The organism is Xanthomonas sp. NCPPB 4467 (genome assembly GCF_041475665.2).
In the GTDB taxonomy this organism is placed as follows: domain Bacteria; phylum Pseudomonadota; class Gammaproteobacteria; order Xanthomonadales; family Xanthomonadaceae; genus Xanthomonas; species Xanthomonas dyei.
On the sequence record NZ_CM191260.1, the window covers coordinates 3185385 to 3208959 of the forward strand.

Annotated in this window: 21 protein-coding genes, 2 other RNA genes and 1 pseudogene; 12 read left to right on the plus strand and 12 right to left on the minus strand. The window is 66.2% G+C overall.

The window, feature by feature from the left end:
- Nucleotides 1-44: 44 nt before the first annotated feature.
- The 9 genes from ACCQ06_RS13985 to ACCQ06_RS14025 all read right to left on the minus strand — a co-directional run bounded on the left by ACCQ06_RS13985 (nt 45) and on the right by ACCQ06_RS14025 (nt 11415).
- On the minus strand, nt 45-1874 hold the full coding sequence (locus ACCQ06_RS13985) for a DUF885 domain-containing protein (RefSeq protein WP_316686505.1): 1830 nt from the start codon (nt 1872-1874) through the stop codon (nt 45-47).
- Complete coding sequence (locus ACCQ06_RS13990; protein ID WP_316686507.1) at nt 1871-3688, minus strand: DUF885 domain-containing protein; 1818 nt, start codon at nt 3686-3688, stop codon at nt 1871-1873. The genes ACCQ06_RS13985 and ACCQ06_RS13990 overlap by 4 nt, the downstream gene beginning before the upstream one ends.
- 123 nt (nt 3689-3811) lie before the next feature.
- A complete protein-coding gene (locus ACCQ06_RS13995) occupies nt 3812-5011 on the minus strand; it encodes a M24 family metallopeptidase (protein ID WP_316686508.1) in 1200 nt (399 codons plus the stop codon).
- Complete coding sequence (locus ACCQ06_RS14000; protein ID WP_316686509.1) at nt 5008-6603, minus strand: aldehyde dehydrogenase family protein; 1596 nt, start codon at nt 6601-6603, stop codon at nt 5008-5010. The genes ACCQ06_RS13995 and ACCQ06_RS14000 overlap by 4 nt, the downstream gene beginning before the upstream one ends.
- Before the next feature lie 191 nt (nt 6604-6794).
- Nucleotides 6795-7703 (minus strand): dihydrodipicolinate synthase family protein, encoded by a 909-nt coding sequence (locus tag ACCQ06_RS14005; RefSeq protein ID WP_316686510.1) that lies wholly within the window; start codon nt 7701-7703, stop codon nt 6795-6797.
- Complete coding sequence (locus ACCQ06_RS14010) at nt 7700-9013, minus strand: FAD-dependent oxidoreductase (protein ID WP_316686512.1); 1314 nt, start codon at nt 9011-9013, stop codon at nt 7700-7702. Before ACCQ06_RS14010 ends, ACCQ06_RS14005 begins: the two co-directional genes overlap by 4 nt.
- Complete coding sequence (locus tag ACCQ06_RS14015) at nt 9006-9251, minus strand: 2Fe-2S iron-sulfur cluster-binding protein (RefSeq protein ID WP_104616364.1); 246 nt, start codon at nt 9249-9251, stop codon at nt 9006-9008. The genes ACCQ06_RS14010 and ACCQ06_RS14015 overlap by 8 nt, the downstream gene beginning before the upstream one ends.
- Nucleotides 9248-10477, minus strand: a complete 1230-nt coding sequence (locus ACCQ06_RS14020; RefSeq protein WP_316686516.1) for an NAD(P)/FAD-dependent oxidoreductase — start codon at nt 10475-10477, stop codon at nt 9248-9250. The genes ACCQ06_RS14015 and ACCQ06_RS14020 overlap by 4 nt, the downstream gene beginning before the upstream one ends.
- On the minus strand, nt 10477-11415 hold the full coding sequence (locus tag ACCQ06_RS14025) for a proline racemase family protein (RefSeq protein WP_316686518.1): 939 nt from the start codon (nt 11413-11415) through the stop codon (nt 10477-10479). Before ACCQ06_RS14025 ends, ACCQ06_RS14020 begins: the two co-directional genes overlap by 1 nt.
- Before the next feature lie 160 nt (nt 11416-11575).
- On the opposite strand from ACCQ06_RS14025, the gene ACCQ06_RS14030 reads away from it, so the two are divergent.
- From ACCQ06_RS14030 to mutY, 4 genes are all read left to right on the plus strand, one after another.
- A complete protein-coding gene (locus ACCQ06_RS14030) occupies nt 11576-12292 on the plus strand; it encodes an AraC family transcriptional regulator (RefSeq protein WP_082473564.1) in 717 nt (238 codons plus the stop codon).
- A 185-nt stretch (nt 12293-12477) separates the two neighbouring features.
- Nucleotides 12478-14112 (plus strand): signal recognition particle-docking protein FtsY, encoded by a 1635-nt coding sequence (ftsY, locus tag ACCQ06_RS14035; protein WP_316686520.1) that lies wholly within the window; start codon nt 12478-12480, stop codon nt 14110-14112.
- Between the two features lies 1 nt (nt 14113).
- Nucleotides 14114-14377: a hypothetical protein gene (locus ACCQ06_RS14040; protein ID WP_316686521.1), complete on the plus strand. Its 264-nt coding sequence runs from the start codon at nt 14114-14116 to the stop codon at nt 14375-14377.
- Nucleotides 14378-14461: 84 nt separating this feature from the next.
- Nucleotides 14462-15535: an A/G-specific adenine glycosylase gene (gene mutY, locus ACCQ06_RS14045; protein WP_316686522.1), complete on the plus strand. Its 1074-nt coding sequence runs from the start codon at nt 14462-14464 to the stop codon at nt 15533-15535.
- Between the two features lie 3 nt (nt 15536-15538).
- On the opposite strand, the gene ACCQ06_RS14050 is transcribed toward mutY, so the two are convergent.
- Nucleotides 15539-15615: non-coding RNA, sX9 sRNA (locus tag ACCQ06_RS14050), on the minus strand.
- Between the two features lie 85 nt (nt 15616-15700).
- Between ACCQ06_RS14050 and ACCQ06_RS14055 the strand changes: the two genes are divergently transcribed.
- The 6 genes and pseudogenes from ACCQ06_RS14055 (at nt 15701) to ACCQ06_RS14080 (ending at nt 17995) form a co-directional block, all read left to right on the plus strand.
- Entirely contained in the window at nt 15701-15979 is a 279-nt protein-coding gene (locus ACCQ06_RS14055; protein WP_055851591.1) for an oxidative damage protection protein, read from the plus strand.
- 113 nt (nt 15980-16092) lie between these two features.
- Nucleotides 16093-16367, plus strand: a pseudogene (locus ACCQ06_RS14060) (DUF3658 domain-containing protein).
- A gap of 112 nt (nt 16368-16479) precedes the next feature.
- Nucleotides 16480-16555: non-coding RNA, sX9 sRNA (locus ACCQ06_RS14065), on the plus strand.
- A 210-nt stretch (nt 16556-16765) separates the two neighbouring features.
- Nucleotides 16766-17122 (plus strand): ArsR/SmtB family transcription factor, encoded by a 357-nt coding sequence (locus ACCQ06_RS14070; protein ID WP_170068661.1) that lies wholly within the window; start codon nt 16766-16768, stop codon nt 17120-17122.
- Between the two features lies 1 nt (nt 17123).
- On the plus strand, nt 17124-17564 hold the full coding sequence (locus tag ACCQ06_RS14075; protein ID WP_104616371.1) for a YeeE/YedE family protein: 441 nt from the start codon (nt 17124-17126) through the stop codon (nt 17562-17564).
- Nucleotides 17565-17626: 62 nt separating this feature from the next.
- Nucleotides 17627-17995 carry a DUF6691 family protein gene (locus tag ACCQ06_RS14080; RefSeq protein WP_372365818.1) on the plus strand — a complete coding sequence of 123 codons (369 nt, stop codon included), beginning with the start codon at nt 17627-17629 and terminating at the stop codon, nt 17993-17995.
- A gap of 233 nt (nt 17996-18228) precedes the next feature.
- Here the strand turns inward: ACCQ06_RS14080 and ACCQ06_RS14085 are convergent, their stop codons facing one another.
- Nucleotides 18229-19851, minus strand: coding sequence for a hybrid sensor histidine kinase/response regulator (locus ACCQ06_RS14085; protein ID WP_228325033.1), 1623 nt, complete (start codon nt 19849-19851; stop codon nt 18229-18231).
- A gap of 325 nt (nt 19852-20176) precedes the next feature.
- Between ACCQ06_RS14085 and ACCQ06_RS14090 the strand changes: the two genes are divergently transcribed.
- Nucleotides 20177-20851 (plus strand): class I SAM-dependent methyltransferase, encoded by a 675-nt coding sequence (locus ACCQ06_RS14090; RefSeq protein WP_104616374.1) that lies wholly within the window; start codon nt 20177-20179, stop codon nt 20849-20851.
- A gap of 13 nt (nt 20852-20864) precedes the next feature.
- Here the strand turns inward: ACCQ06_RS14090 and ACCQ06_RS14095 are convergent, their stop codons facing one another.
- Nucleotides 20865-21431 carry a hypothetical protein gene (locus ACCQ06_RS14095; protein WP_372364379.1) on the minus strand — a complete coding sequence of 189 codons (567 nt, stop codon included), beginning with the start codon at nt 21429-21431 and terminating at the stop codon, nt 20865-20867.
- A 296-nt stretch (nt 21432-21727) separates the two neighbouring features.
- Between ACCQ06_RS14095 and ACCQ06_RS14100 the strand changes: the two genes are divergently transcribed.
- Nucleotides 21728-23296 (plus strand): S41 family peptidase, encoded by a 1569-nt coding sequence (locus ACCQ06_RS14100; protein WP_316686527.1) that lies wholly within the window; start codon nt 21728-21730, stop codon nt 23294-23296.
- Nucleotides 23297-23575: the final 279 nt, after the last annotated feature.

Below are 23575 nucleotides of genomic sequence, written 5' to 3' on the forward strand. Positions count from 1 at the left end.
AAGCGCGGTGACGGCAGTAACGCCGCACCCGTGGTGGTGGTGCATCAATCGTCGGTGGTGTCGTCCGGATACGGCGACACGCCACCGTCGGCAATGAAGCGCGCGATGCGCGCCTCCAGCACCGGCAACGGCACCGAGCCGGTCTGCAGCAACGCATCGTGGAAATGGCGCAAGTCGAATTTTTCGCCAAGCGCCGTTTCGGCTTTGTGGCGCAGCTCCAGAATCTTCACCTCGCCCAGGTAATACGACAGCGCCTGCCCGGGCCATGCGATATAGCGATCCACCTCGGTGGTGACTTCGTGCTCGCTCAGCGCGGTGTTATCGCGCAGGTAGGCTTGCGCCTGTTGCCGCGTCCAGCCCTTGTGGTGGATTCCGGTGTCGATCACCAGCCGGCAGGCGCGCCACATCTGATAGGTGAGATAGCCGAAGCGATCATAGGGCGTGTCGTACATGCCCATTTCCTGGCCCAGATACTCCGAATACAGTGCCCAGCCTTCGCCATACGCCGAGATATAGCTATAGCGGCGAAACGCCGGCAGCCCCTGCGCTTCTGCGGCCAGCGGCATCTGCAAGGCATGGCCGGGCGAGGACTCGTGCAGCGTCAGTGCGGTCAGGTTGTACAACGGCCGCGATGGCAGGTTGTAGGTATTGACCAGATAAATGCCGGGGCCGCCGCGGCCACCGGTGTAGAACGGCGCCAGCTCCGGCGGTACCGGTTCGATCGCGAAACGGCGACGCGGCAGCCGGCCGACGTAATCGCCCACCTTGGCATCCACCCGCTTGGCGATCCATGCCGCCTGCTTGAGCAGTTCTTCCGGCGTCTTGGCATAAAACTGCGGGTCGGTGCGCAGAAAGTGCAGAAACGCCGGGAACACCGCCTGCCCGGCCGGTGGCTTGAAGCCGCTCTCGGCAATGGTGGCGTCCATCTGCTTGCGCAGCTTGGCGACTTCCTGCAAACCGATCTGATGGATCTGGTCCGGACTCAGCTCCAGCGTGGTGAACTCGCGAATCTGCGCGCGATAATAGGCCTGGCCATCAGGCAAGGCTTCCCCGGCCAGCGTCGTGCGCGCACGCGGCTGATACTCGGTGCGGATGAAATCCAGCAACGTTGCATATGCGGGCACCACCTGTGCGTCGATGGTTGCCACTGCCTGCGCACGCAGCTGTGCTTGCACGTCCGCCGGCAGCGTGGCCGGCATCGTTTTGAACGGTGCGTAGAACGGATTGGCCTCGCCCCTGGCCTGCACCACATCGGCGATGGACTGGTCGCGCCCGGTCAACGTGACCTTCGGTTGGCTGAAGCCGCGCGCCAGGCCGGCGCGCATATTGTCGGTGTGCTCGGCGAAATAGCGCGGGATATCGGCCAGCATCTTCAGATAGCGCTGATAGTCATCGCGCGTGCGTAGCGTGGCCTGCGCGCTGAAGCCCAGGTCGCTCCAGAACGCCGAGTCGCTGTTGAATGGCATTTCCCAGGCACGAAACCGTTGCTGGTCCAGCAGCACCTGCAGCTGCTGCCGATACACCTGGTAGCTCACCTGATCTTCAGCCGACAACTGCGCCGCCGGAATCGCATCCAGCTCTTTCAACGCCTGTTGCCAGTACGCCGTGCGCAGGTTCTGCGTGGCCACATCGACCTTGGGCAGATGATCGGACTGTTTGTCTTGCGTGGCCTGGTTGTCTTCATCCACCGCGCCGGACAGCTGCGCCTGGCGCCAGCGCCATTCGCGCGTGTACAGCGCTTTGAAGCGCGCTGCTGCACTGTCTTGCGTGGTTGATGCGGGTGCTGCGGCCTGCGCCTGCAATGCGGTGCCACCCACACTGGCTGCAATCAAGACACTCAATGCGCTGGCGCGCCACACAGTGCTGGTCGTCATCGGCGTGCCTCTGGCGCTGCCTTGGCCTGCGCAATCCACTGCCGCACGCGTTGCTGCAACATCGCCAACGGCATTGCGCCGCCACCGAGCACCGCATCGTGGAAGGCGCGCACATCGAAGCGGTCGCCGAGTGTTTTCTCGGCTTCGGCACGCAGCGCCAGGATCTGCAGCTGCCCGAGTTTGTAACCCAGCGCCTGCCCCGGCCACACGATGTAGCGGTCGGTTTCGGACTGAATGCTGGGCTCGTCATCGGACGGATGGGCGTGGAAAAAATCCACCATCTGCTGGCGATTCCAACGCTTGTAATGCACTCCGGTATCCAGCACCAGGCGGTTGGCGCGCAGCAACTCACCGGACAGGCGGCCGTAGTCGTTATACGGGTCCTTGAAGAAACCGATCTCCTTGCCCAGGCGCTCGGCATACAGCGCCCAGCCTTCGATATAGGCGTTGTAGCCGGCCTGCTGACGGAACGGCGGCAATGGCAGCGTCTGCGCAAGCGAAATCTGCAGGTGATGGCCGGGCACGCCTTCGTGATAGGCGGTGGTTTCGATGTTGATCAAGGTGCGGCTGGCGAAGTCGCTGGTGTTGACCTTCACGATGGCCGGCTTGGTGCCTTCCGGATTGCTTTGCCAATATTCGGCGCCCGGCGCGGCGCGGCGGAAGGCTGGCATCGCCTGCACCTCCAGCGCGGTCTTGGGCAGGTGCCCGAACAACTTGGGCAGCTCCGGCTCCATCGCGGCGATGTACTGGCGGTACTGCTGCAGGATCTGCTCGCCGGAGGTGGCGAAGTGCCGCTTGTCGGTCTCCACCGCCTTGCGGAAGCTGGCCAGATCAGCAAATCCCTGCGCCTTGGCGATCACCGCCATGTCGCCTTCGATGCGCGCCACTTCCTTCAAGCCGATCTGATGGATCTCCTCCGGCGCCATGTCGGTGGTGGTCTGGGTATGGATGGCGTAGCGATAACGGCGCTGGCCATCGGGCAGCGACCAGATGCCTTCGGAGCTGCGGCCCTGTGCGGCGTATTCGTCGCGCACGAATGCCGCCAGCTTGCCGTAGGCCGGACGCACTTGTTGATCGATCGCCGCCAGCAGTTGCGTGCGTAGTGCAGCGCGTTGATCGGCCGGCACCGCGCCGTCGAGCGTTTTCAGCGGCGAGGCGAACGGGCTCTGCTCGCCGGTCAGTGCCGCGATCTTGTCGATCTGCTCGGGCAGGCGCTCCAGCAGATATTTCGGCTGCACCAGACCCTCTTTGGCGCCCTGCCGCGACACCGCAATGACCTGATCGATCACCGTCGGGATCGCCTGCAGCCGGGTGATGTAATCCTGGTAATCCTTGGCGTTTTCGAACGGAAACGCATCGCCATAGCCGGCCAGCGCCAGCTGGATGCCGCCGATCGGCTCCAGCGGCATCGCATAGGTCTTCAGGTCGATGCCTTCGAGCTTGTCGCGCAACTGGCCGAGCATCATCTGCAGGCTGAGCTGACGTTGCTCATCCAGCGCCTTGGCATCCACCGCTTCAAATTGCGTGAGCAGCGCGGCGGTGGCGCTGCGGTCGGCCTGTACGGCCTCCAGCGAGTAGTCGCTCCAGCGGTCGTTATAGCGTTTGTCGCCGATGATGCTGGCAAACTCGGGGCTGTGCTGCAGCTGGTATTGCCACTGTGTGTCCAGCAGCGCATCGAAGGCCTTGGCTGCCTGTTCGCCAGGTACGGCTACCGCAGTGGCGGCCGGACGATCCGGCGTGGAAGGCGCCGGTTTGCAGGCGGTAAACAACGCGGCTGCAAGCAGGCCGATGGCGACAGGACGCAGGTGCTTCATGCAGTGACTCCAAGATGCAGGGACGGCGATAGGAGCGCACCCGGGCGCGACTGGCTTTCTCGGGAATGCCCGTCGCCTCGTCGCGCCCGGGTGCGCTCCTACGGTTGGTTTGCCTGTGCGGACTCAGGCAAACGGTTGATCGATGGCGATAGCGGGCGGCGTAAACCACTGCGCGCCGGCATCGGTGACGTAGAAATGGTCTTCCAGCCGCACGCCGAACTGCCCCGGCACCACAATCATCGGTTCGTTGCTGGCGCACATGCCCGGCTGCAGCGGCAGCGCGTTGCCGCGCACCAGATACGGCGCCTCGTGAATGGCCAGACCGCAGCCATGGCCGGTGCGATGCGGCAACCCCGGCAACCGGTAATCCGGGCCCAGCCCGGCCGCTTCCAACACGGTACGCGCGGCCTGGTCCACCGCCTCGCAGGCCGCGCCCGGGCGGATCGCCGCAAATGCCGCCGCCTGCGCGGCCTGCTCCAGGTCCCAGATGCGCCGTTGCGCATCGCTGGGCGTGCCGTAACTCCAGGTACGAGTGATATCGGAGTGGTAGCCCTGCACGGTGCAACCGGTATCGATCAGCACCAGCTCGCCTTCGCGTAAGTGCTGCACGCCGGGAATACCGTGCGGAAACGCCGTGGCATGCCCGAACTGCACGATGCAGAAGGTCGAGCCGTTGTCCGCGCCCAGCGCGCGATGCGCCTCGTCGATGAAGCGCACCAGCTGATCGGTACCGATGCCTTCGTGCGCGATGCCCGCGGCCAGCCGTTGCACCAGCAGCGTCATGTCGCAGGCCTGCTGCATCAGCGCCAGCTCGGCCGGCGACTTGCACATGCGGCAGCCGTCGATGATGACGCCCGCATCACGGATGGCCGTGCCCAAATGCGCGCGCAAGCCGGTGTGCACGGCGAAGGCGATGCCCGGATCCAACGCCAGTGCGTGCGCATGGCGGTCGTCCATCGCCTGCACCGCCAGCGCGTAAGGGTCTTCGTGTTCTTCCCACAGGTACTTCGCCACCGGAACCTGCAGCACCGCGTCCAACGAGCCCTCCTCGAACGCCGGGCAGAGCAGCACCGGGTCGCCGTCCAGGGTCAGCAACGCGGCGACCAGCCGCTCGCTGGCGCCCCACGGCACGCCGGTGAAATAGCGCAAGGACGTGCCGGCACCGATCAACAACGCGTCCACACCATGTGCGCGCATCAGCCCGCGTGCGCGTTCGATGCGCTTTGCGTACTCGTCGGCGGCGATCGGCGCGGCGCGCGGCGCCCAGGGCGCCAGTTGTGCGCGCGCCTGTTCCAACGAAAGACCGCCGATCTGCGTGCTCATGTGCCCGCTCCCAGATCGGCGGTGCTCCACTGCCCATCGACCAGCCGCGCGACACCGCCGGGATTGTGCTGGCGCAGTTCCGGCGGCAGCAAGGCATCCGGGACGGCGTCGTAACTGTGCAAGGCGGCAAAGCGGCGGATCGCGCCCGGCATGCCCACCGCGGTGAAGCCCGGATGTCCGGTACTCGGGAACGGGCCGCCATGGTTTTGCGCGGCGCTGACCGCCACGCCGGTCGGCATCTTGCTGTTGATCAACCGGCCCACCCGCGCACGCAGCACCGGTGCGATGGCCTGCCATGCCGCATCGTCGCTGCCATCGACAGCACGATACAACGTGCCGGTCAGGTTGCCTTCGAATGCGGCGGCCAGCTGCGCCATCTGCGCGCTGTCCTGCGCACGCACCAGCAGACTCACCGGGCCGAATGCCTCGGTCTGCAGCGCATGCGGCTTGGCGAGAAATGCCGATGCCTCCACGCTCAGCAAGGTCGGCGCATAGCGATAGCCGTCCTCACCGGTGTGGCCGCCCGCCAGCACTGCGGCGCCGGCAGCGCGCAAGCTCGCGACCCCACGTTGCACGCCATCCACTCCTGCAGCCGAGAACAGCACCATCGGCATGGCCGCATCGAAATGCGCCTTGGTGGCCGCAACGAATGCATCGCCCGCCGCGCCGTGCGGTACCACCACCACACCGGGATTGGTGCAGAACTGGCCGCTGCCCAAGGTGCATGAGGCAAAAAACTCTTGCGCCAGCGCGTCGCCGCGCTCGGCCAGCGCGCCCGGCAACAGAAACACCGGGTTGACGCTGGACAGCTCGGCATAGAACGGCACGCCGGCCGCATCCGCCGCCGCCTTCAACGCCAGCCCGCCCGCGCGGCTACCGGTAAACCCGATGGCGCCCAGGCGCGCATCGCCGGCCAGGCGCACGCCAACGGTATTGTCGAAGTGATACAGCAACTGCACCGCCGCCGCCGGCAGACCCGCGCCCACCAGTGCCTGATGCGCGAGTTGCGCCATGCGCTGGCTGGTGGCCGGATGCAGCGGGTGCGCCTTGGCGATCACCGGGTTGCGCGCAGCGATGGCAGAGGCGAAATCGCTGCCGGCAATCGCGCTGAACGCGAACGGGAAATTGTTGGGGCCAAACACCAGCACCGGCTTGCCCAGTGGGGCCAGATGCGAGCGCAGATCGGCGGCGGTGTCGATGATGGGGTTGGTCCAGCTGTAGCTGCGCACCGCGTTTGCGGCCTGACGCAACTGGCCGCTGGTGCGCGGCAGCTCATTGCCGCGCAAACGCGTGGGCGCCGGCAACGCGGTCTCTGCATGCGCGAGTGCGACCAGGGTGTCGGCGTCGGCATCCAGCGCAGCGGCGTATGCGTCCAGAAATGCGGCAACCCGCTCGGCCGGCGCGGCGGCCAGTTCGGCGGCAACCGCGTGCGCGGCGCTCAGCGCGGTTTCGATATCGTCGGCACCGCTGACCGGAAACAGCGGCCCGATCGCCTCGCCCGTGGCGGGGTTGGCGGCGCGGAAACTGCCCGTCGCCGCGTGACTGGTCTGCCATTGGCCGGCCAGCAGAATGGGTTGGATCGTCTCGTTCATTGCGGCACCTTCAATTGCATGGAATCGACCTGTGCGCCGCGTGCGGCAGCGGCCGACCAAGGGGCCGATGCCGATGCCGTATCAAACGCGACATCCGCATCGATCAGCACACGTCGCTGCGCACACGGCGACGTGATTGCGCAACACGCTGACAGATCGGCGTGTTGCGCAGCGTCATGGTGCCTGCGTCATCAGGACAGCTTAGGCGCGGTGGCAATCGCATGATCGATCACCTTCAGCGCCGCTTCGCGCTCGGCGCCGGCCACGACCAGCCGTGGCGCACGCACATGCTCGCTGCCCAGGCCGACCTTTGCCTGCACCAGTTTGATCAGCTGCACGAAGGTGGGCACGGTATCCAGGCGCAGCAGCGGCAGGAACCAGTTGTACAACTCCTTGGCAGCCGGATAACCGCCATCGCGCGCCAGCTCGAATAGCCGCACCGATTCCTTCGGATAGGCATTGACCAAACCGGCGATCCAGCCCTTGGCGCCCATGCTCAAGCCTTCGACGATGGCATCGTCCATACCCACCAGCAGCGCCAGGCGATCGCCCAGCAATTCCTGCAGCGCGGCGAAGCGGCGCACATCGCCGGAAGATTCCTTCACTGCCTGCAGGTTGGGGAATTCGGCGGCCAGTTCGGCGATCTGCGCCGGGCCGAAATCGGTCTTGTAGGCCACCGGATTGTTGTACAGGATCACCGGCAGATCGGTCGCACCGATCACCGCGCGCACATGCGCGCCCATCTCGCGCCAATCGGTGGAATAGACATACGGCGGCAACACCATCAAGCCGCCGCAACCGATCTCCTTGGCCGCCTTGGCCAGCGCTACCGCTTCGCCGGTGGCCAGGCTGGCGATGCCCGGCACCACCGGCACGCGGCCGTTCAAGGCAGCGACCAGGGTCCGCAGAACCGCCAGTTTGTCGTCCACGCTCAAGGTGGCCGCTTCGCCCAACGAGCCCAGCGGCACGATCGCGGTGCAGCCGGCATCCACCAGCTGGTTGGCGTGCTTGCCGAGGAAGTCGTGGTCGATCTCACCGGAGGCGGTGAACGGGGTGGTGATGGCCGGCAACACGCCGTGCCAGAACGTAGCGATGCTCATGGATGATTCCCTTGCGAGTCGGAAGTGAACGAGTCGGCCAGCGCCGCGAGGCGGACCGGGAACAACGGCGGCCGGCGGCCGGCGTCGGTGGAAAGATCGGGCGGGCAACGGCCCAGTTCGGCCAGTGCGCTGCCGCAGATGCGGCCCTGGCAGGCGCCCATGCCGCAGCGCGAGGCCAGCTTGGCGTCGCGTGCATCGTCGAAGTTGTCCAGCGCGCCCAGCGGCACGTCTTCGCAGCGGCAGACCAGCGTGTCTGGTTGCGCCAGCGTGCGGATGCGCGGATGTAGTGCGAATTGCTGTTGCAACAGCTGCGCAAACCCGCGTGCGGCCCGCCGACGCGGCTGCAGCTGCAGTGCGTGATCGGGTGCGCCGGCGGCCATATGCCCGGCCATCGCACCTTCGACCAACGCGCAATCGCGTCCGCCGATGCCGCAGGCTTCGCCAGCGGCGAAGATCTGCACGACGCTAGTGCGCAGCAAGGTATCGACCTGGATCTGTCGATGCGCGCCGCAGGGTTCGAGGTGGCAACCCAGCAGCTGCGCCAGCTCGGTATTGGGTACCAGGCCGTAGCCCACGGCGAGTTGGTCGCAAGCCACGCGGGTGCGGCCACGCGGGCCATCGAGCTCCACCTCGCTCAACTGCGTATCGCCATACGCAGCCACGACGACGCTGCCGGCGCGATAGGCGACGCGATGCAATTGCAGCCGCAGCGCCACCGCCTGCGCGGCCTTGCCTGGCCAGCGCCACAACTGCGCAGCAAAGGCGCGCAATGCTGCAGCGCTGGTCTGTTCGTGGATGCCGAGCACCTGCGCGCCATGACGCTGCAAGGTGGCCGCGCTTGCCAGCAGCAACGGCCCGCTACCGGCCACCAGCACGCGCTTGCCGCGCACCGGCCAGCCTTGTTTGGCCAGCGCCTGCGCCGCGCCTGCACCGGTAACGCCGGGCAAGGTCCAGCCCGGAAACGGCAACAGCAATTCGCGCGCGCCGGTGGCCAGTACCAGCGCGGCGTAATGCAGTTGCAGGGTGCCGTCCGCGCCATCGGCCAGCAGCCAGCCCGGCTGGGCCAGCACGATCTGCGTGCGCGTCAGCAGGCTGATCGCGGCATTGCCCTGCACCTGCCGCAGCAGCGCGCGCGCATCGGCCGGCGCACCGTACTGCACGTCGCTACGCCACACCTGCCCGCCCGCACGCGGCTGCATGTCCACCACGCCCACGCGTGCGCCATGGCCAGCGGCCGCCTGCGCGGCAGCCAGTCCGGCCGGGCCGGCACCGATCACCAGCACATCGAAATGCAGCACGCGCTCAGCCATCGGTGCGCACCTGCATGCCGTCACGCGCATCCACCAGGCATGCGCGTTGCTGCGCAATGCCGTCGATGCGCACGCGGCATTCGAAACACACGCCCATGCCGCATAACGGTGCCCGCGGCTGGCCACTGCTGGACTGGCGAAACTGCAGCGTGGCCTGCGCCACCGCTGCCGCCACGCTGGCGCCGGCCGGCACGTCCACCGGTTGCGCATCCACATACAGGCGAACCGTGGCGCTCATGCTGCGGCGCCCTGCACTGCGCGCGCCGGTGCGTACGGCGCCGGGTCGATGGCCGGCGTGCGCCCGAGCAGGCTGTCCACGATCACCCGTGCGCTCCCCAGCGCCGTGGTGACCCCCAGCCCTTCATGCCCCGCTGCCACCCACACATCGGCCCGGCCGGGCACCGCCCCAAGATACGGGCGCCCGTCCGGGGTGGCCGGACGCAGGCCGGTCCATACCCGGATCGCCTGCAGCTCGCGCAACACCGGCAGATACGCAAATGCCCGCTGCAACATCCGCTGCAGCACCGGCATCGACAGCGCGCGGTCGTGTTCGCCGAACTGCCGCGACGAGCCGATCAGAATCTGCCCGGTCGGCCGTGGCTGCACATTGAAGGCCACGCTGGTGTCGTCGGCGCCATGCGCCGAATCGGCATAGCCCAACTCCAGCAATTGATGCCGGATCAGGCCGGGATGCCGGTCGGTGATGACCAGATGGCCCTTGCGCGGGCGTAGCGCCAGCTCGGGCAGCAACTGCGGCAGGGCCACACCGCTGGCGACCAGCACCGGCCCGGACAGCAGCTGGCCATCGTCCAGACGCACGCCCTGCGTTTGCAGTTGGGTTACCCGACGGCCGGCAAACAGCTGCGCACCGGCCTTGCAGGCCAGGCTTACCAGATGCCGCGCCACCCGCGGCGGATACACCACCGCTTCGTTGGGCACCCGCATGCCACCGGCCAGCCCGGGCACCAGCTGCGGTTCCAGGGCATACAACTGTTGCGCATCGATGGCTTCTGCGTGCAGATCGGCCGCCGCCAGCCGCGCGATCTTGGCCGGCACCGCCACCAGTTCGCGCGCATCGCGCGCCACCCACAGCGTGCCGCAGCGACTGAATTCGGCCTCGCTCAATTGCGCGAAGCGCTCCCACAAGCGCAGCGAATACGCCGATAACGCCAGCTCGGCCGGGTCCTCGTCCATCGCCACCAGGTGCCCCATCGCCGCTGCGGTCGAACCGCCGCCGATCGGCCCCGGCTCGACGATCGCCACCCGCAGGCCCTCGGCTGCCGCAGCTTCCGCACAGGCGGCACCGACGATGCCGGCGCCGATCACGATCAGGTCGTAGCTGCGCCGTGTGGAGGCCGCAGATGGGCTGACATCCCCATTGGCATCGCCATGCAGCAACGCCGCAGCCGAACCGCTCGACGGCGCAGCCAACGCAGCATCCGGCGCGGGCGGCGACACCTGCATCAGGCCACGATGCCCCAGGCGAACGGATCGGCCGGGTCGATGATCAACTGCGACCGCGCGGTGATGAACGCCTGCCCGCTGATGCGCGGCGCAATGCCGCGCCCGCTCAGGCGATAACTGCCCTCGAACGCACTGCCCAAAATGCCTTGCTGCACCCAGCGCTCGCCTTCGCCCAGCTTGCCGTCTGCGGCCAGGCAGGCCAGCTTGGCGCTGGTGCCGGTACCGCAGGGCGAGCGGTCGTAGGCCAGCCCGGGGCACAGCACGAAGTTGCGCGCCACGCCGCTGCCATCGGGGGCGGCGCCATTGACTTCGATATGGTCGATATCACCACCGGCCTCACCAGTCATCCCGGCCGCTTCCAGCGCCACCCGGATCGCCTCGGTGTAGGCGGTGAGCTCGCGCTGGTGCGCCAGATCGAGCGCGCACGGCGCCTGCTCGGTGATGAAAAACCAATTGCCGCCCCAGGCCACATCGCCACGCACCCGGCCATGGCCCGGCACGTCCACTTCCACACCGGCAGCGGCGCGATAACTCTCGACGTTGTCCACCGACACCGTGCCGTCTTCGGCAAGTTCCACGCCCACGGTGCCGACCGGGGTTTCGATGCGGTGCTGGCCCGGCGCGATGCGCCCCAGCTCGGCCAGCGTGCGTACCACCCCGATGGTGCCGTGGCCGCACATACCCAGATAACCGACGTTATTGAAGAAGATCACCCCGGTGCAGGCGGCAGGGTCGCGCGCCGGCAACAGCAGCGCGCCCACCATGGTGTCCGAGCCGCGCGGCTCGCAGGCGATCGCACTGCGCCAGTGGTCGAAGTCCTGGCGGAAGCGCTCGCGGCACTGCGCCAGGTCGCCATCGCCCAGATCGGGGAAGCCGGCCAGGACCACACGGGTGGGTTCGCCGGCGGTATGGGAGTCGATGACGTCGATGGTGTGCATGGCTCATGCTCCCATTGCCGGCCTGCGGACGACTAGCGTTCAATGCGAAGTGAAAATGCGGAAATCTGCACAATCGCCAACCTGATTCACAGCCATGCGTTTACGCTAGGATCAAGCCTGGGTTGCACCACCGTGCAGCCGTCAAATCGTGACCGCTATCATGACCCTGATGGACCTCAACCTTCCCGCGCTGGAAATGCAGACGCTGTTCGATGCACTGCCGGACGTGGTGTTCTTCATCAAGGACAGCGAGGGCCGCTACACCCATTGCAACCTCACCCTGGTGCGCCGGCTCGGACGCAAGCTGCGCAGCGAGATTATCGGCCGTTCGCCGCTGGAAGTGTTTCCGTTGCCGCTGGGCGGCAGTTACATGATGCAGGACCGTCGCGTGCTGCTGGGCGAGCTGATCGACAACCAGCTCGAAGTGCATCTGTATCCCAACCGCTTGCCCGGCTGGTGCCTGACCTTCAAACGCCCGCTGTGCGAGGCGAACGAAGTGATTGGCGTGGTGGGGATTTCGCGCGATCTGGGCCAGCCCGATAGCCGGCATTCGGCCTACGAGCGCCTGAGCCAGGTAATGGAACACATGCAGGCCAACTTCGGCGACAACCTGCGCGTGCAGGCGCTGGCCGATCTGGCCGGGCTCTCGGTGGCGCAGCTGGAGCGGCACTTCCGTCGCGTGTTCCAGGTTACCCCGCAGCAGCTGCTGACCAAGCTACGCATCGAATCGGCCATGCGCCTGCTGTACGGCGACGACAGCATCGCCAGCATCGGCCAACGCTGCGGATTTGCCGACCAGAGCGCATTCGCCCGCCAGTTCAAGGCCACCGTCGGCATGACCCCGCGCGATTACCGCGCGCTCAAGGGCCAGTTGTAAGAGCGCCGGTTGCACGCTGCAATCGGGTGCTGACACACAGCTGGCACAAATGCAGAATTCGGCAGGATTGAGCGCCCCGCCGCAGCGCATTTTGGCTCCCTTGAAACAGGGCGGCGCTGAAAGGCGCGTCAAGGTGAGCCGGGACCCGGATGATAGAATTCCGGGTTTCCCCTACTGCGTTGCCAATGGCCAGCTTTTTCCGCCGCAACAAGCCCACCACGCCCGACAGCTCGCGGACCTCGCGCTATAGCCTGGAAGAACTGGCAGCCGCATTCCCCACCGCACCATCGGCCGCCACGCCTGCATCACCGGTCGAGGCCATGCCGCCTGCGCAGTCCGGCACAGTGCCTGCCGCCGCCGCGCCTGTCGCGCCTGCACCGGTCGCCGAAACCACCGCGCCAGCGACACCGGCTGAGGCGCTTGCACGCGATATCGCCGCCCGCACCGGCCAGGCGCAGAGCATTGCCGCTGTGCCGAGCGCGCCCGCCGCGCCCACGCTTCCTGCGCCGTCTGCTCTGCAGGCGTTGCCGGACCCGGCACCGGCTGCGGCGCCCGCTGCGCCGACCCCGGTGGTAGTGGCGCCTGTCGTTGTGCAGCCGCAGTCCGTACCAACGCCGCCTGTCGCTGCCCCGGCGCAATCTGCAACGCTGTCGCCGAGCACCGCACCCTCGGTCTCGGCACCGGTTGTTGCGGCTCCCGCGGCCGCCTCGCCGGCCGCGACGCCGCCCGTGGCCGTGCCGCCTGCCGTAACGCCGACCGCGTCCACGCCGCCTGCCGCAGCTCCTGCCGCAAGCGCTGCGCCGCCGGTGACCGCACCGGTCATCGTCGGCAGCCCGGCGGCGCCGACGCAAGACAACGACAGCATCGTCGGCCAACACGACGCGCTGCCTGCCGCACCGGCCGGCAAGCCGGGTTGGCGCGAGCGGCTGCGCAACAGCACCTTCGCACGCAGCTTCGGCGGCCTGTTTTCGCGCAACCCCAAGCTCGATGACGATCTGCTCGACGAGATCGAAACCGCGCTGATCACCGCCGATGTCGGCATCGGCGCTACCACCGCCTTGATCGAAGGCCTGCGCAAGCGCATGAAGTCGCGTGAATTCGCCGACGCCCAGGCCATGTTCAAGGCCCTGCGCGCCGATCTCATCGCGTTGCTGCAGCCGGTGTCCAAACCGCTGGTGATCGACCGCTCGGTCAAACCGTTCGTGGTGCTCACCGTCGGCGTCAACGGCGTTGGCAAGACCACCACCATCGGCAAGCTGGCCAAGCGCTTCAAGGACGAAGGCAACAGCCTGATGCTGGCCGCCGGGGACACCTTCCGCGCCGCCGCCGTGGCGCAGTTGCAGGCCTGGGGCGATCGCAATGGCGTGGCAGTGATTGCGCAGGGGCAAAACGCCGATGCCGCCTCGGTGGCGTTCGACGCCCTGCAGGCCGCCAAGGCACGCGGCACCGATGTCTTGATCGCAGACACCGCCGGACGCCTGCACACCCAGACCGGCCTGATGAACGAGCTGGGCAAGATACGCCGCGTCCTCGGCAAGATCGACGCCGCTGCGCCGCACGAAGTGCTGATGGTGATCGACGGCACCACCGGGCAGAACGCCATTTCGCAGCTGCGTCAGTTCCATGCGGCAGTCGGCGTCACCGGCCTGGTGGTGACCAAGCTCGATGGCACCGCCAAGGGCGGCGTGGTGTTCGCGCTGGCCCGCGAGTTCAATATTCCGATCCGTTTTGCCGGCATCGGCGAACGCCCGGAAGATCTGCGCGTGTTCGACCCGGTCGCCTTCGTCGATGCGCTGTTGCCGGAGGCGCTGGGCAGCTGAGGTGGAATATCCCTGCCCGCATCTGCAAGCACTGTGCGCACAGGCACTGCAGGCAGGTTGCACGGTGCAGCAGGTGTCGCACGGCTGGTCGCGCGCCAAACAGGTGCTGGAATTCGCCCAGCCCTTGCCTGCGACGTTACGCGCACAAGCCCGCGTCGATGCACCGGTGGTTGCTTACCATGCACCCGCAGAACCGCACTGGCCTGGCGATGAAGGCTTCTTCTGCGAACAATGCCTGGTCGGACTTGCGTTCCCGCTGCAGTGATCGGGCCCCACCACAGCGTACGGTTGTCCCGGTGTCCGTCCTGACACCATTGCCGTTCATCGCCTCCCTTTGCCAGCAGACCTCATGCCCGCAGACCTTGCCGCTTCATCCGCTGACGCTTTCGTCGCCCCGTTGCTGCACTGGTTCGACGGCCACGGGCGCCACGATCTGCCCTGGCAACATCCACGCGCGCCGTATCGCGTGTGGCTGTCGGAAATCATGTTGCAGCAGACCCAGGTTGCGGTGGTCATTCCGTATTTCCAGAAGTTCGTTGCGCGTTTTCCGACCCTTGCCGATCTGGCAACAGCCGACAACGACACGGTCATGGCGCACTGGGCCGGGCTGGGCTACTACGCACGGGCGCGCAATCTGCATGCCGCCGCCAAACAGTGCGTTGCCTTGCACGCTGGCGAGCTGCCGCGCGACTTCGATGCATTGCTCGCGCTGCCCGGCATCGGCCGCAGCACCGCCGGTGCGATCCTGAGCCAGGCATGGAACGACCGTTTTCCCATCATGGATGGCAACGTCAAACGCGTCATGACGCGCTTCCATGGCATTGCCGGCTACCCCGGCCTGCCGGCCATCGAAAAGCACCTGTGGGTGCTGGCGACAACGCATGTTGCGCAGGTCCCCGACGGCTGCCTGGCCGACTACACGCAGGCGCAGATGGATTTCGGCGCCACGCTGTGCACGCGTGCCAAACCGGCCTGCGTGTTGTGTCCGTTGCAGGATGCCTGCGTTGCCCGCCGCGAGGGTCTGGTGGAGGCGCTGCCCACGCCCAAACCGGGCAAGGTGCTGCCCGAGCGCGAAGCGACCGCCCTGCTGCTGGAAAACGCGCAGGGCGAGATCCTGCTGCAGCGCCGCCCGCCCACCGGCATCTGGGCCTCGCTATGGACGCTGCCGCAAGCCGAGACCGACAGCGGCATGCGCGCCTGGTTCGCCACGCATCTGGATGGCGACTACGAATGCGCCGACGAGATGGCGCCAATCGTGCACACGTTCAGCCATTACCGCCTGCATCTGCAGCCGTTGCGCTTGCGCAAGGTCGCACTGCGCGCGGCGGTGCGCGACAATGACGATCTGCGTTGGGTCGCCCGCACCGATCTCAGCTCGCTGGGCTTGCCGGCGCCGATCCGCAAGTTGCTCGACACGCTTTAGAGTGGCTAACAAAACGTAGCGAGCGCTCGTCAGGTGGGTGTGGGCGGCGCGGAGGAGCCGGAGTGTACGAGATGGTACATGCCGCACCGAGCACCGGCCGCGCCCGCCTGGCGGCTTCACAGCAGTTTTGTTAGCTACTCTTAAGCACGCCTCAAAGGAATTCGCATGTCCCGCACCGTGTTCTGCCAGTACCAGCAATGCGACACCGACGGCCTGGATTTTGTGCCGTATCCCGGCGAACTCGGCCAGCGCATCTTCGCGCAGATCGGCAAGACCGCGTGGCAGGCATGGCTGGCGCACCAGACCATGCTGATCAACGAAAACCGGCTCTCGCCGCGCGACCCAAAGCATCGCGCCTTTCTCGAAACCGAGCTGCAGAAGTTCCTGTTCGAGCGCAATGCCGACAAACCCGAAGGCTATGTGGCGCCGCTTGGCGAGGAGTAGCTGGTTCCGAGATTGGGAATTGGAGATTGGCAGTGATGTCGGGAGTCGATCGCCGCAATGCGGGATCACGCATCCTGCGGCGATGCTCCGGACATCTGCAGCGGTGATTCGCGATGACACGCACTGGCCCATCCAGCATTGAACTGCACGCGATCGATGCGTTCATCACCGACGCTGTCGACGCGCAGTGGCAAAAGGTCGCGATGATCATTGCCAGAGCGCTCACTGACGCGCAGTTGAAGTTGGCCGATGTCGAGGACGCGGCCGACCACGTTGCGCAGCGATTGCCCACCTTGTCCGTAGCGGTCGGCTTGAGGCTGCGGGCGATGTCACCGACTGGCGACATCGCGAGGTGCGCCTTGCGGCGCATTCGTCGCACGCACGCTGAGGCGTCCGCGTTAGGCATTGCGTCGTGCAGCGCGCTGCTTCAGGTATCCAAGAGTAGCTAGCAACACGCCTGCGCTCACCGCCAAGCGGGCGCACCCAGTGCGCAGTGCGGCATGTCCCATGCGTCCATCGCAGCTCCTGCGCGTCGTCCACACCGACCTGACGACTGCCCGCGACGTTGTGCGAGCCGCTCCAAGCCCCCGGGACCGAGGTGCCAAAGGTCGTTCGCCCGTTGCGCCGCGCGCGTGCCAACCGGCGGTCTGGTCGCGCCCTGCGTGCATTGCCGACCTCTGCTGGTCCGGTACCTCGGGGTTTCGGGACTCTGAAACGCAGCCTGCGACCCCGTCAGACCCTAACACTCTATTGCAAGACATTATATTTTTAAGTAGATTGAATGGCATGCCGACCCACGCCACGCCCGCACTACCACGCTTCCACGCCGATCCCGACAGCATGCAGCGCCTGCGTGCGTCGGCCGGGCGCGCCTGTGCCCTGCTCAAGACCATGGCCAACGAAGATCGCCTGCTGCTGCTCTGCCAGCTGGCCCAAGGCGAGCGCAATGTCGGCGAGCTGCAGGCAGCCACGGCCATCGTGCAACCCACGCTGTCGCAACAACTGGGCGTGCTGCGCGACGAAGGCCTGGTCAGTACCCGCCGCGCCGGCAAATACATCTACTACCAACTCGCCAGCGCCGACGTGCTGGCGGTGATGCAGGCCCTGTATGCCAGCGTCTGCGGCGCCGCGGAGCCAAACTGACATGGCCGTGGACTGGAGCAACTTCACCCCGCTCAGTGCGTTGGCCGGCGGCAGCTTGATCGGCCTTGCTGCCGCGTGGCTCCTGGTATTCGAAGGACGTATCGCCGGTGTCAGCGGCATCGTCGGCGGCCTGATGCAACGCCAGGGCCGCGATGAACGCAACTGGCGGGGTGCGTTTGTGCTCGGGTTGCTCAGTGCCGTGCCGCTGTGGGCCATCGTGCGGCCGCTGCCTTCCATGCAGCCGCAGGCGACATGGGGGCTGTTGCTCGGCGCAGGCTTGCTGGTGGGATTTGGCGCGCGCCTGGGCGGCGGCTGTACCAGCGGCCATGGGGTGTGCGGCATCGCGCGGGGCGCACGCCGCTCGCTGGTCGCCACCGCCGTGTTCATGGGCGTGGCGATCGCCACGCATGCCTTGCTCACTAAGTTACGGGGCGTTTCGTGAATCGGGTTTTCAGCAGCGCGATCGCCGGGCTGATCTTCGGTGCCGGTCTATTGCTCTCAGGGATGGCCAATCCGGCCAAGGTGCTGGGCTTTCTCGATGTCGCCGGCCGCTGGGACCCATCGCTTGCGTTGGTCATGCTCGGCGCCATCGGTGTGGCAGCGCCCGCTTTCTGGTGGGCGCGTCGGCGTGGCCGAACACTGCGCGGGGCATCGCTGCAGCTCCCCACCCAACGGCAGATCGACGGCCCACTGCTGTGGGGCAGCGCATTGTTTGGCATCGGCTGGGGGCTGGTCGGGCTCTGCCCGGCGCCCGCACTGCTGGGCGCGGCTGCGTTACAACCGTCCAGTCTGGTGTTCGTGTTGGCGATGCTGCTTGGCATGCGTCTACACCTGCTGTATCGACGGCGCGCTGAATCTGATCAGCATCGCTGATCGCACCGCTCGCCGCTGCGGCTGCATCGCCGGTTATCCGCAGTACAAACCACGCCCACGCTTGGGTGCATCCGCGCCCGCGACCCAAGGCACGGTTATTGACGCCGCCGGTGTTTCCACGGTGGCGCTACAAGATCATCGCAGTCTTCAAGCAGCAGCCAATCGCCACTCCCAACCGCGCATGGGCGACGCCACCGCAGAGCGGTAGCGTGTCACCGGGCACGACAACCTGCTTAGCCCACGCCGGTCGGCCCATCCAGCAACATGCGGATGCGCTTGAGCAATTCCTTTTGCGTGTACGGCTTGTTGACCACGTCGAATTCCGCGCCGCCGACATCGGTGCGCTGGATGCTGGCATCGGCATAGCCGGTGGTGAGCAGCACCTTGATCTTGGGCAGCATGCGGCGCGCTTCGCGTGCCAGCATCACTCCGTTCATGCCACCGGGCATGATCAAGTCGGTAAACAGCGCATCCACCTCCGGGTGCTGTTCCAGCAACTCGATCGCCTCGCGCCCGCTCGCTGCCGACAAGATGCGATAACCGGCGTTTTCCAGGAACATCTTGGCGACCACCGCCACGTCCTGCTTGTCTTCCACCACCAGGATGGTCTCGTTGCCGCCCTTGTCGATGGCACGGCTCTTGACGGCCTGCAGATCGTTCTCGAACTCGCTGGATGCGGGGAAATACAACCGCACCGTGGTGCCTTCGCCCACTTCGCTGTAGATGCGCACGGTGCCGCCGGACTGTTTGACGAAGCCGTACACCATCGACAACCCCAGCCCCGTGCCCTGCCCCTCGTCCTTGGTGGTGAAGAACGGCTCCATGACGCGGCTAGCCACCTCCGGCGGCATGCCCGAGCCGGTGTCGCTGACGGCAATGCTCACATAGCGGCCCGGTACCAGCTGGTGGTGCATGGCCAGATCGTGGCTGGTGATCTCCACATTCCGGGTCTGCACGGTGACCTCTTTGCGGTCGGACTGCGCCATCGCATCGCGCGCATTGATCAGCACGTTCAACAGCGCCACTTCGGCCTGGGTGGTGTCGATCTGGCAGTTCCACAGCCCGTCTTCCAGCGACTGCCGCAGGCTGATGCCGCCACCGAGCGCGCGCTCGGCCATGTTGTTCATGCCCGACACCAGACCGTTGAGATTGACCACCCGGCCACGCAATTTCTGCTTGCGCGAAAACGCCAGCAGTTGCTGGGTCAAGGTGGCCGCCTTGGCTGCGGCGGTTGCGGCATGTTCGGCGCTGAAGGCGATGCGCTCGGCGTTGCCGCCGGCCTTGGACGCAATCATCTGGATCACTTCCAGATGTCCGGACATCACCTGCAGCAGATTATTGAAATCGTGCGCGATACCGCCGGTCAACTGCCCCAGCGCTTCCATCTTCTGCGCCTGGCGCAAGGCATCCTCGGCATCGCGACGACGGCTCACGTCCAGCTGCGAGCCAAAGAAATACACCAGGTTGCCCTGGTCGTCGAAGACCGGCGAGACGAACAACGCATTCCAGAACGACGAGCCGTCCTTGCGGTAATTCAGCATCTCGGTGGCGAATTCGCGGCGTTGCTCGATGGACGCGCGCACGTCCTGCACGCTGGCCGGATCGGTCTCCGGGCCCTGCAGAAAACGGCAGTTGTTGCCGATGATCTCCTCGGCCGAATACCCGGTCATTTCCAGGAACGCACGGTTGGCGAATACGATCGGGTTGTCGGGCAGGTGCGGGTCGGTGACCGTCATCGGCATCCGCGTGGTTTCCACGGCGGCAAAAAAGATATCCGAGCGATGCTTCTCCACAGGCAGGCTGCGAGATTCGCCGATATGAGGCGCCCGTAGCTCTCCGTGACGGGTATCGTTCAAGTGATGTTCTCCGCGGGCCATTTCCGTGGGCACAGTCTATTTGGGCGAAGTGAGTTAATTCCTCACATCGATGAGCCATTCCGGTACGACTGCGTGCGTCGATGCAACCAAATACAGTGGCTCTGCGTAGCCGCGCATCGCGCGCAGCGGCAGCGGCTTGATGCAGCGCGCTGGTGCCGGCCGAGACGGCCACGCGCCCGCGCTGTTTTGCCGTAGCATGCCCGGGCAGTTTGCAGCTCTTGCGCCGTCGTCCCGCCGTGTCGGTTGCGTCGCGCGCACCTTTTCCCACGCCGGCGTACGCGCCTGGCGACCATGCGACGCCACCATGACGGGCTATCAGACCCAGATTCACGAATTGACCTTCGGGCAGCAGACCTACGTCATCCGCGCGTTGGCGGACAAGCAGCAATTCGCCGACCCCGACGATGCGGCGGCCGACGCCGGCATTTCTTCGGCGCAGTGGAGTCTGTTCGGCCAGGTGTGGCCGGCAGGCCAGTTGCTGGCCGAAGCGATGGCCACACGTCCGGTGGAAGGCAAGCGCATTCTCGAGCTCGGCTGCGGCCTGGGCCTGGCGAGTCTGGTGTTACGCAAACGCGGCGCAGACGTGGTGGCCAGCGATCACCACCCACTGGCAGAGGTATTTCTGGCGTACAACGCCGCGCTCAACGCACTGGACTCGGTGCCGTATCGCCGGCTCGACTGGGACGCGGGCGCACCGAACATGGGCCAGTTCGACATGATCATCGCCAGCGACGTGCTCTACGAAACCCGCCACGCCACCATGCTGGCCAAGTTGATCCCGGGGCTGGCCAAGCCCTCGTGCGAGATCGTGATCAGCGACCCTGGCCGCGGCAACGCCAACGCGCTTTCGCGCATGCTGGCCGATATCGGGTTTTCGCTGATCGCCGGCGAGCGCCAGGCCTCGGCGCAGGTGGCCAAGGCGCCGCGGCTGTTCGTCTATCGCCGCAATATGGACAACTGGTGGCCGGCAGACGCGTGAGGGCACCACGCCCTTACGGCGCAGGCGTGTAGTCGGACAACAGCACCGGCTTGCGCGGATCGGCGTTGATCTCCTTGTGCTCGCTCAGGCGCAGCGCATCGGCGTCGGGCGTGTCGTCGGTATTCAGTTCCCAGGCTTCGATCACGCGCTTGTGGAACAGGAATGCGCAGCGTGTGCGGTCGTAGCGGAAGGTGATGTAGTCGGTCCAGTGCTGGCCGCAGGCCACGCCATTTTGCACAGTGAAGTAGGCGCCCTTGGTCACCAGGCCTTGTTCGCCATCCAGAAACGGATCGCACTGCCCGCCCTCGTCGGCCTTGAAGATCACCCGCGTGTTGCGCGCGGCCTCGACAACGCTCCCGTCCGCATTCGTCACCAGAACCAACAAGGTGCGCGCTGGCGCTGCGTGGCCATTCGCATGCAGCGTCTCTTCTGCGGATGCACGCAACGCAACGACATAATCCTGCCGGCCATCGCCAGTCAAATCCGTACTGGCGACAGCAATGACCGACTGCCCGGCAGGTACCAATTTGGCAGCGCCCGCGGGCAACGTGGCGGCGCCAGCCGGCAGCGCGATTGTCATTACCACCGTCAACCACCAGCATCGCATTGTCATGGCCGTTCCCTCATCTGGTCTGCATCGAGCGCGCAAGCATAGCCGGCAATCCTTTGCGCGCGATGGCATGCGGTTCGAGCACACGCTCGACGATGCCGATCTCGATACCGCGCAGGACCGGACCGTCACGCCGACCTACCACGCCACCGACGGCCACAACTCCCGCACGACAGCGCTCAGCCGCATGCTTGCAAGACGTTGCTGCGTGGATGCCTCCGACATCGCGCGCCAGAGGTCACAGTGCCGGATAGTACCCCTCCAGCATGCAACAGCGTCTTATCATCGACGCGAGCGAAGCCGGGCGGCAGGCGCGCCAAGCGGGTTTCACCTCACCCGGCAACAGCCGTGCACCGTACGTCAGGAACTTCATGAAACGACTCATCGCCTGTCTCGCACTCTCGACATGCTTGCTTTGCGTCGCAGCGTCGGCCGAAGAACTCGATGCGTATCTGCGTGCCCACTACCCGTCGTTGAAGTACGTCGAGCGCTACCGCGCCACGCATCCAGAAGATGTGCAGGGCAGCGCTGACGCATGGGCGGCAAGCGCCAGACTTGCGCCGGAAACGACAGCCAGCGATGTTTCGCGACGGCTTGTCGGCCTCGCGGATCAGCACGTCGCGCTCACCGGGACGAAGGCCGGCAAGACAGAGACCTTGGGCGTTCTGTTCAGAACCTCAAGCGATGGTCAGATGATCGTATGGCGCATCCTGGATGCGCGCATCACCGGCCTTGCGCAAGGCGACAAGGTGCTGCAAATCGACGGAACACCCACGTCGACATGGCTGAAAAACGCAGCAGGGCTGACGTTCGGCGGCAACGCGCGCGCGCGACAAGCGGAAGCTGCGCTGTCGCTCGCACTCGGCACGCCGGCGGCGCATCAGGTGGCCGGTGCCGGCAAGACAGTTACCCTGCGCGTGCAGAGGTCCGCGCAGGCGCCGCGCCAGGTCGCACTGCCCTATCAGCCCATGACCCAGGAGCTGGCGCGCACGCTGGCATCCGCAGTCGACGCGCCTGATCTGCCCGAGGTTGTGCAGGTCGGAAGCACCCGGGTGGGAAGCATTCGTCTGGGCGCGTTTGCGCCGCAGTACAACGCCACGTTCACTGCGGCGGCGGAAGCCAGGGAGGCTGCAACTGCGGAGGCAAACGACCCGGACGCGCCCATGTTGGCGGGGTTTTGTGCAGTGACCCGGGAGTTGATCGGTCGCTACGATGCCATTGCAGCGCGCTCGGATGTCATGCTCATCGACTTGCGCGGCAACATGGGCGGATTCGCACGCGAAGTGCGCGGATTCGCCTGGGCACTCACCGGACGCAAGCCAGTGAAGACCTACGAGATGAGCGCGTCGGGAACGCCGGGAATCGTCCGCTTGGAAGCGCTGCAGGACGATGCCAGCTGCGGTAGCGTCGCGTCGCACAAGCCGCTCCTTGTGCTGGTGGATGCAGGCACCCGATCGGCCGGCGAATTGCTGGCCACCTACCTGTGGGCCAGCGGCGCCACGATCATGGGCGAGCGCACCATCGGTGCAGGCGGCGGCCGGGATTCGCAAAGCCAGGGTGTTGCGTTGGGCGATTCCGGATATCGCGCGCTTGTCAGCGAAAACTTCTACATCTTCGATCCGACCGAAGAGCTGCGCGCTGGCGAGATGGACGAAGCGACGCTCGTCGATCGCGTCGCGGCAGACGGTTTTCACCCAAGCCGAACGCATCCGTTCGCAACCCAGTCCATCGGCGTCGTGCCTGATGTGCCGCTTGCGATCGATGCGGCGGACCTGAGCGATGGCGGCCGTGGTCTGGTGCTGCGCGGACTGGTCGCCGCCGGGTTGACCAAGTGATTGCCCGCTTCTCAATTCCACGCTTTTCAGTACATAACCGCTAATAGCGGTCATCACGCCTTGAATCAATTGCAGGATGCAGCCAGTGGCGTGGCTGCAGTAGCGCAACCGCAGATGCTCCCCGGCGGCTACGCTGCCCAACAACTGGCAAGGCTGTGCTGCCGCCACAGCTTCCGCATCCTGCGTAAAGGGCAGGAGACCCACCTGCATTGCAGGGTGCTGCTCTAGCGGCTTGTGACGCCACGGGCGACGCAATCAGCCGGCAGGCAGGCATCAATA

Bases quoted from the DNA above. Each gene is read 5' to 3' on its own strand.
- ACCQ06_RS14005 (WP_316686510.1), bottom strand. From the start codon at position 7,703: ATGAGCATCGCTACGTTCTGGCACGGCGTGTTGCCGGCCATCACCACC.
- ACCQ06_RS13985 (WP_316686505.1), bottom strand. From the start codon at position 1,874: ATGACGACCAGCACTGTGTGGCGCGCCAGCGCATTGAGTGTCTTGATT.
- ACCQ06_RS14100 (WP_316686527.1), top strand. From the start codon at position 21,728: ATGCAACAGCGTCTTATCATCGACGCGAGCGAAGCCGGGCGGCAGGCG.
- ACCQ06_RS14010 (WP_316686512.1), bottom strand. From the start codon at position 9,013: ATGGCTGAGCGCGTGCTGCATTTCGATGTGCTGGTGATCGGTGCCGGC.
- ACCQ06_RS14020 (WP_316686516.1), bottom strand. From the start codon at position 10,477: ATGCAGGTGTCGCCGCCCGCGCCGGATGCTGCGTTGGCTGCGCCGTCG.
- ACCQ06_RS14090 (WP_104616374.1), top strand. From the start codon at position 20,177: ATGACGGGCTATCAGACCCAGATTCACGAATTGACCTTCGGGCAGCAG.
- ACCQ06_RS14070 (WP_170068661.1), top strand. From the start codon at position 16,766: ATGCCGACCCACGCCACGCCCGCACTACCACGCTTCCACGCCGATCCC.
- ftsY (WP_316686520.1), top strand. From the start codon at position 12,478: ATGGCCAGCTTTTTCCGCCGCAACAAGCCCACCACGCCCGACAGCTCG.
- mutY (WP_316686522.1), top strand. From the start codon at position 14,462: ATGCCCGCAGACCTTGCCGCTTCATCCGCTGACGCTTTCGTCGCCCCG.
- ACCQ06_RS14080 (WP_372365818.1), top strand. From the start codon at position 17,627: ATGGCCAATCCGGCCAAGGTGCTGGGCTTTCTCGATGTCGCCGGCCGC.
- ACCQ06_RS13995 (WP_316686508.1), bottom strand. From the start codon at position 5,011: ATGAGCACGCAGATCGGCGGTCTTTCGTTGGAACAGGCGCGCGCACAA.
- ACCQ06_RS14030 (WP_082473564.1), top strand. From the start codon at position 11,576: ATGACCCTGATGGACCTCAACCTTCCCGCGCTGGAAATGCAGACGCTG.
- ACCQ06_RS13990 (WP_316686507.1), bottom strand. From the start codon at position 3,688: ATGAAGCACCTGCGTCCTGTCGCCATCGGCCTGCTTGCAGCCGCGTTG.
- ACCQ06_RS14095 (WP_372364379.1), bottom strand. From the start codon at position 21,431: ATGACAATCGCGCTGCCGGCTGGCGCCGCCACGTTGCCCGCGGGCGCT.
- ACCQ06_RS14075 (WP_104616371.1), top strand. From the start codon at position 17,124: ATGGCCGTGGACTGGAGCAACTTCACCCCGCTCAGTGCGTTGGCCGGC.
- ACCQ06_RS14015 (WP_104616364.1), bottom strand. From the start codon at position 9,251: ATGAGCGCCACGGTTCGCCTGTATGTGGATGCGCAACCGGTGGACGTG.
- ACCQ06_RS14055 (WP_055851591.1), top strand. From the start codon at position 15,701: ATGTCCCGCACCGTGTTCTGCCAGTACCAGCAATGCGACACCGACGGC.
- ACCQ06_RS14000 (WP_316686509.1), bottom strand. From the start codon at position 6,603: ATGAACGAGACGATCCAACCCATTCTGCTGGCCGGCCAATGGCAGACC.
- ACCQ06_RS14025 (WP_316686518.1), bottom strand. From the start codon at position 11,415: ATGCACACCATCGACGTCATCGACTCCCATACCGCCGGCGAACCCACC.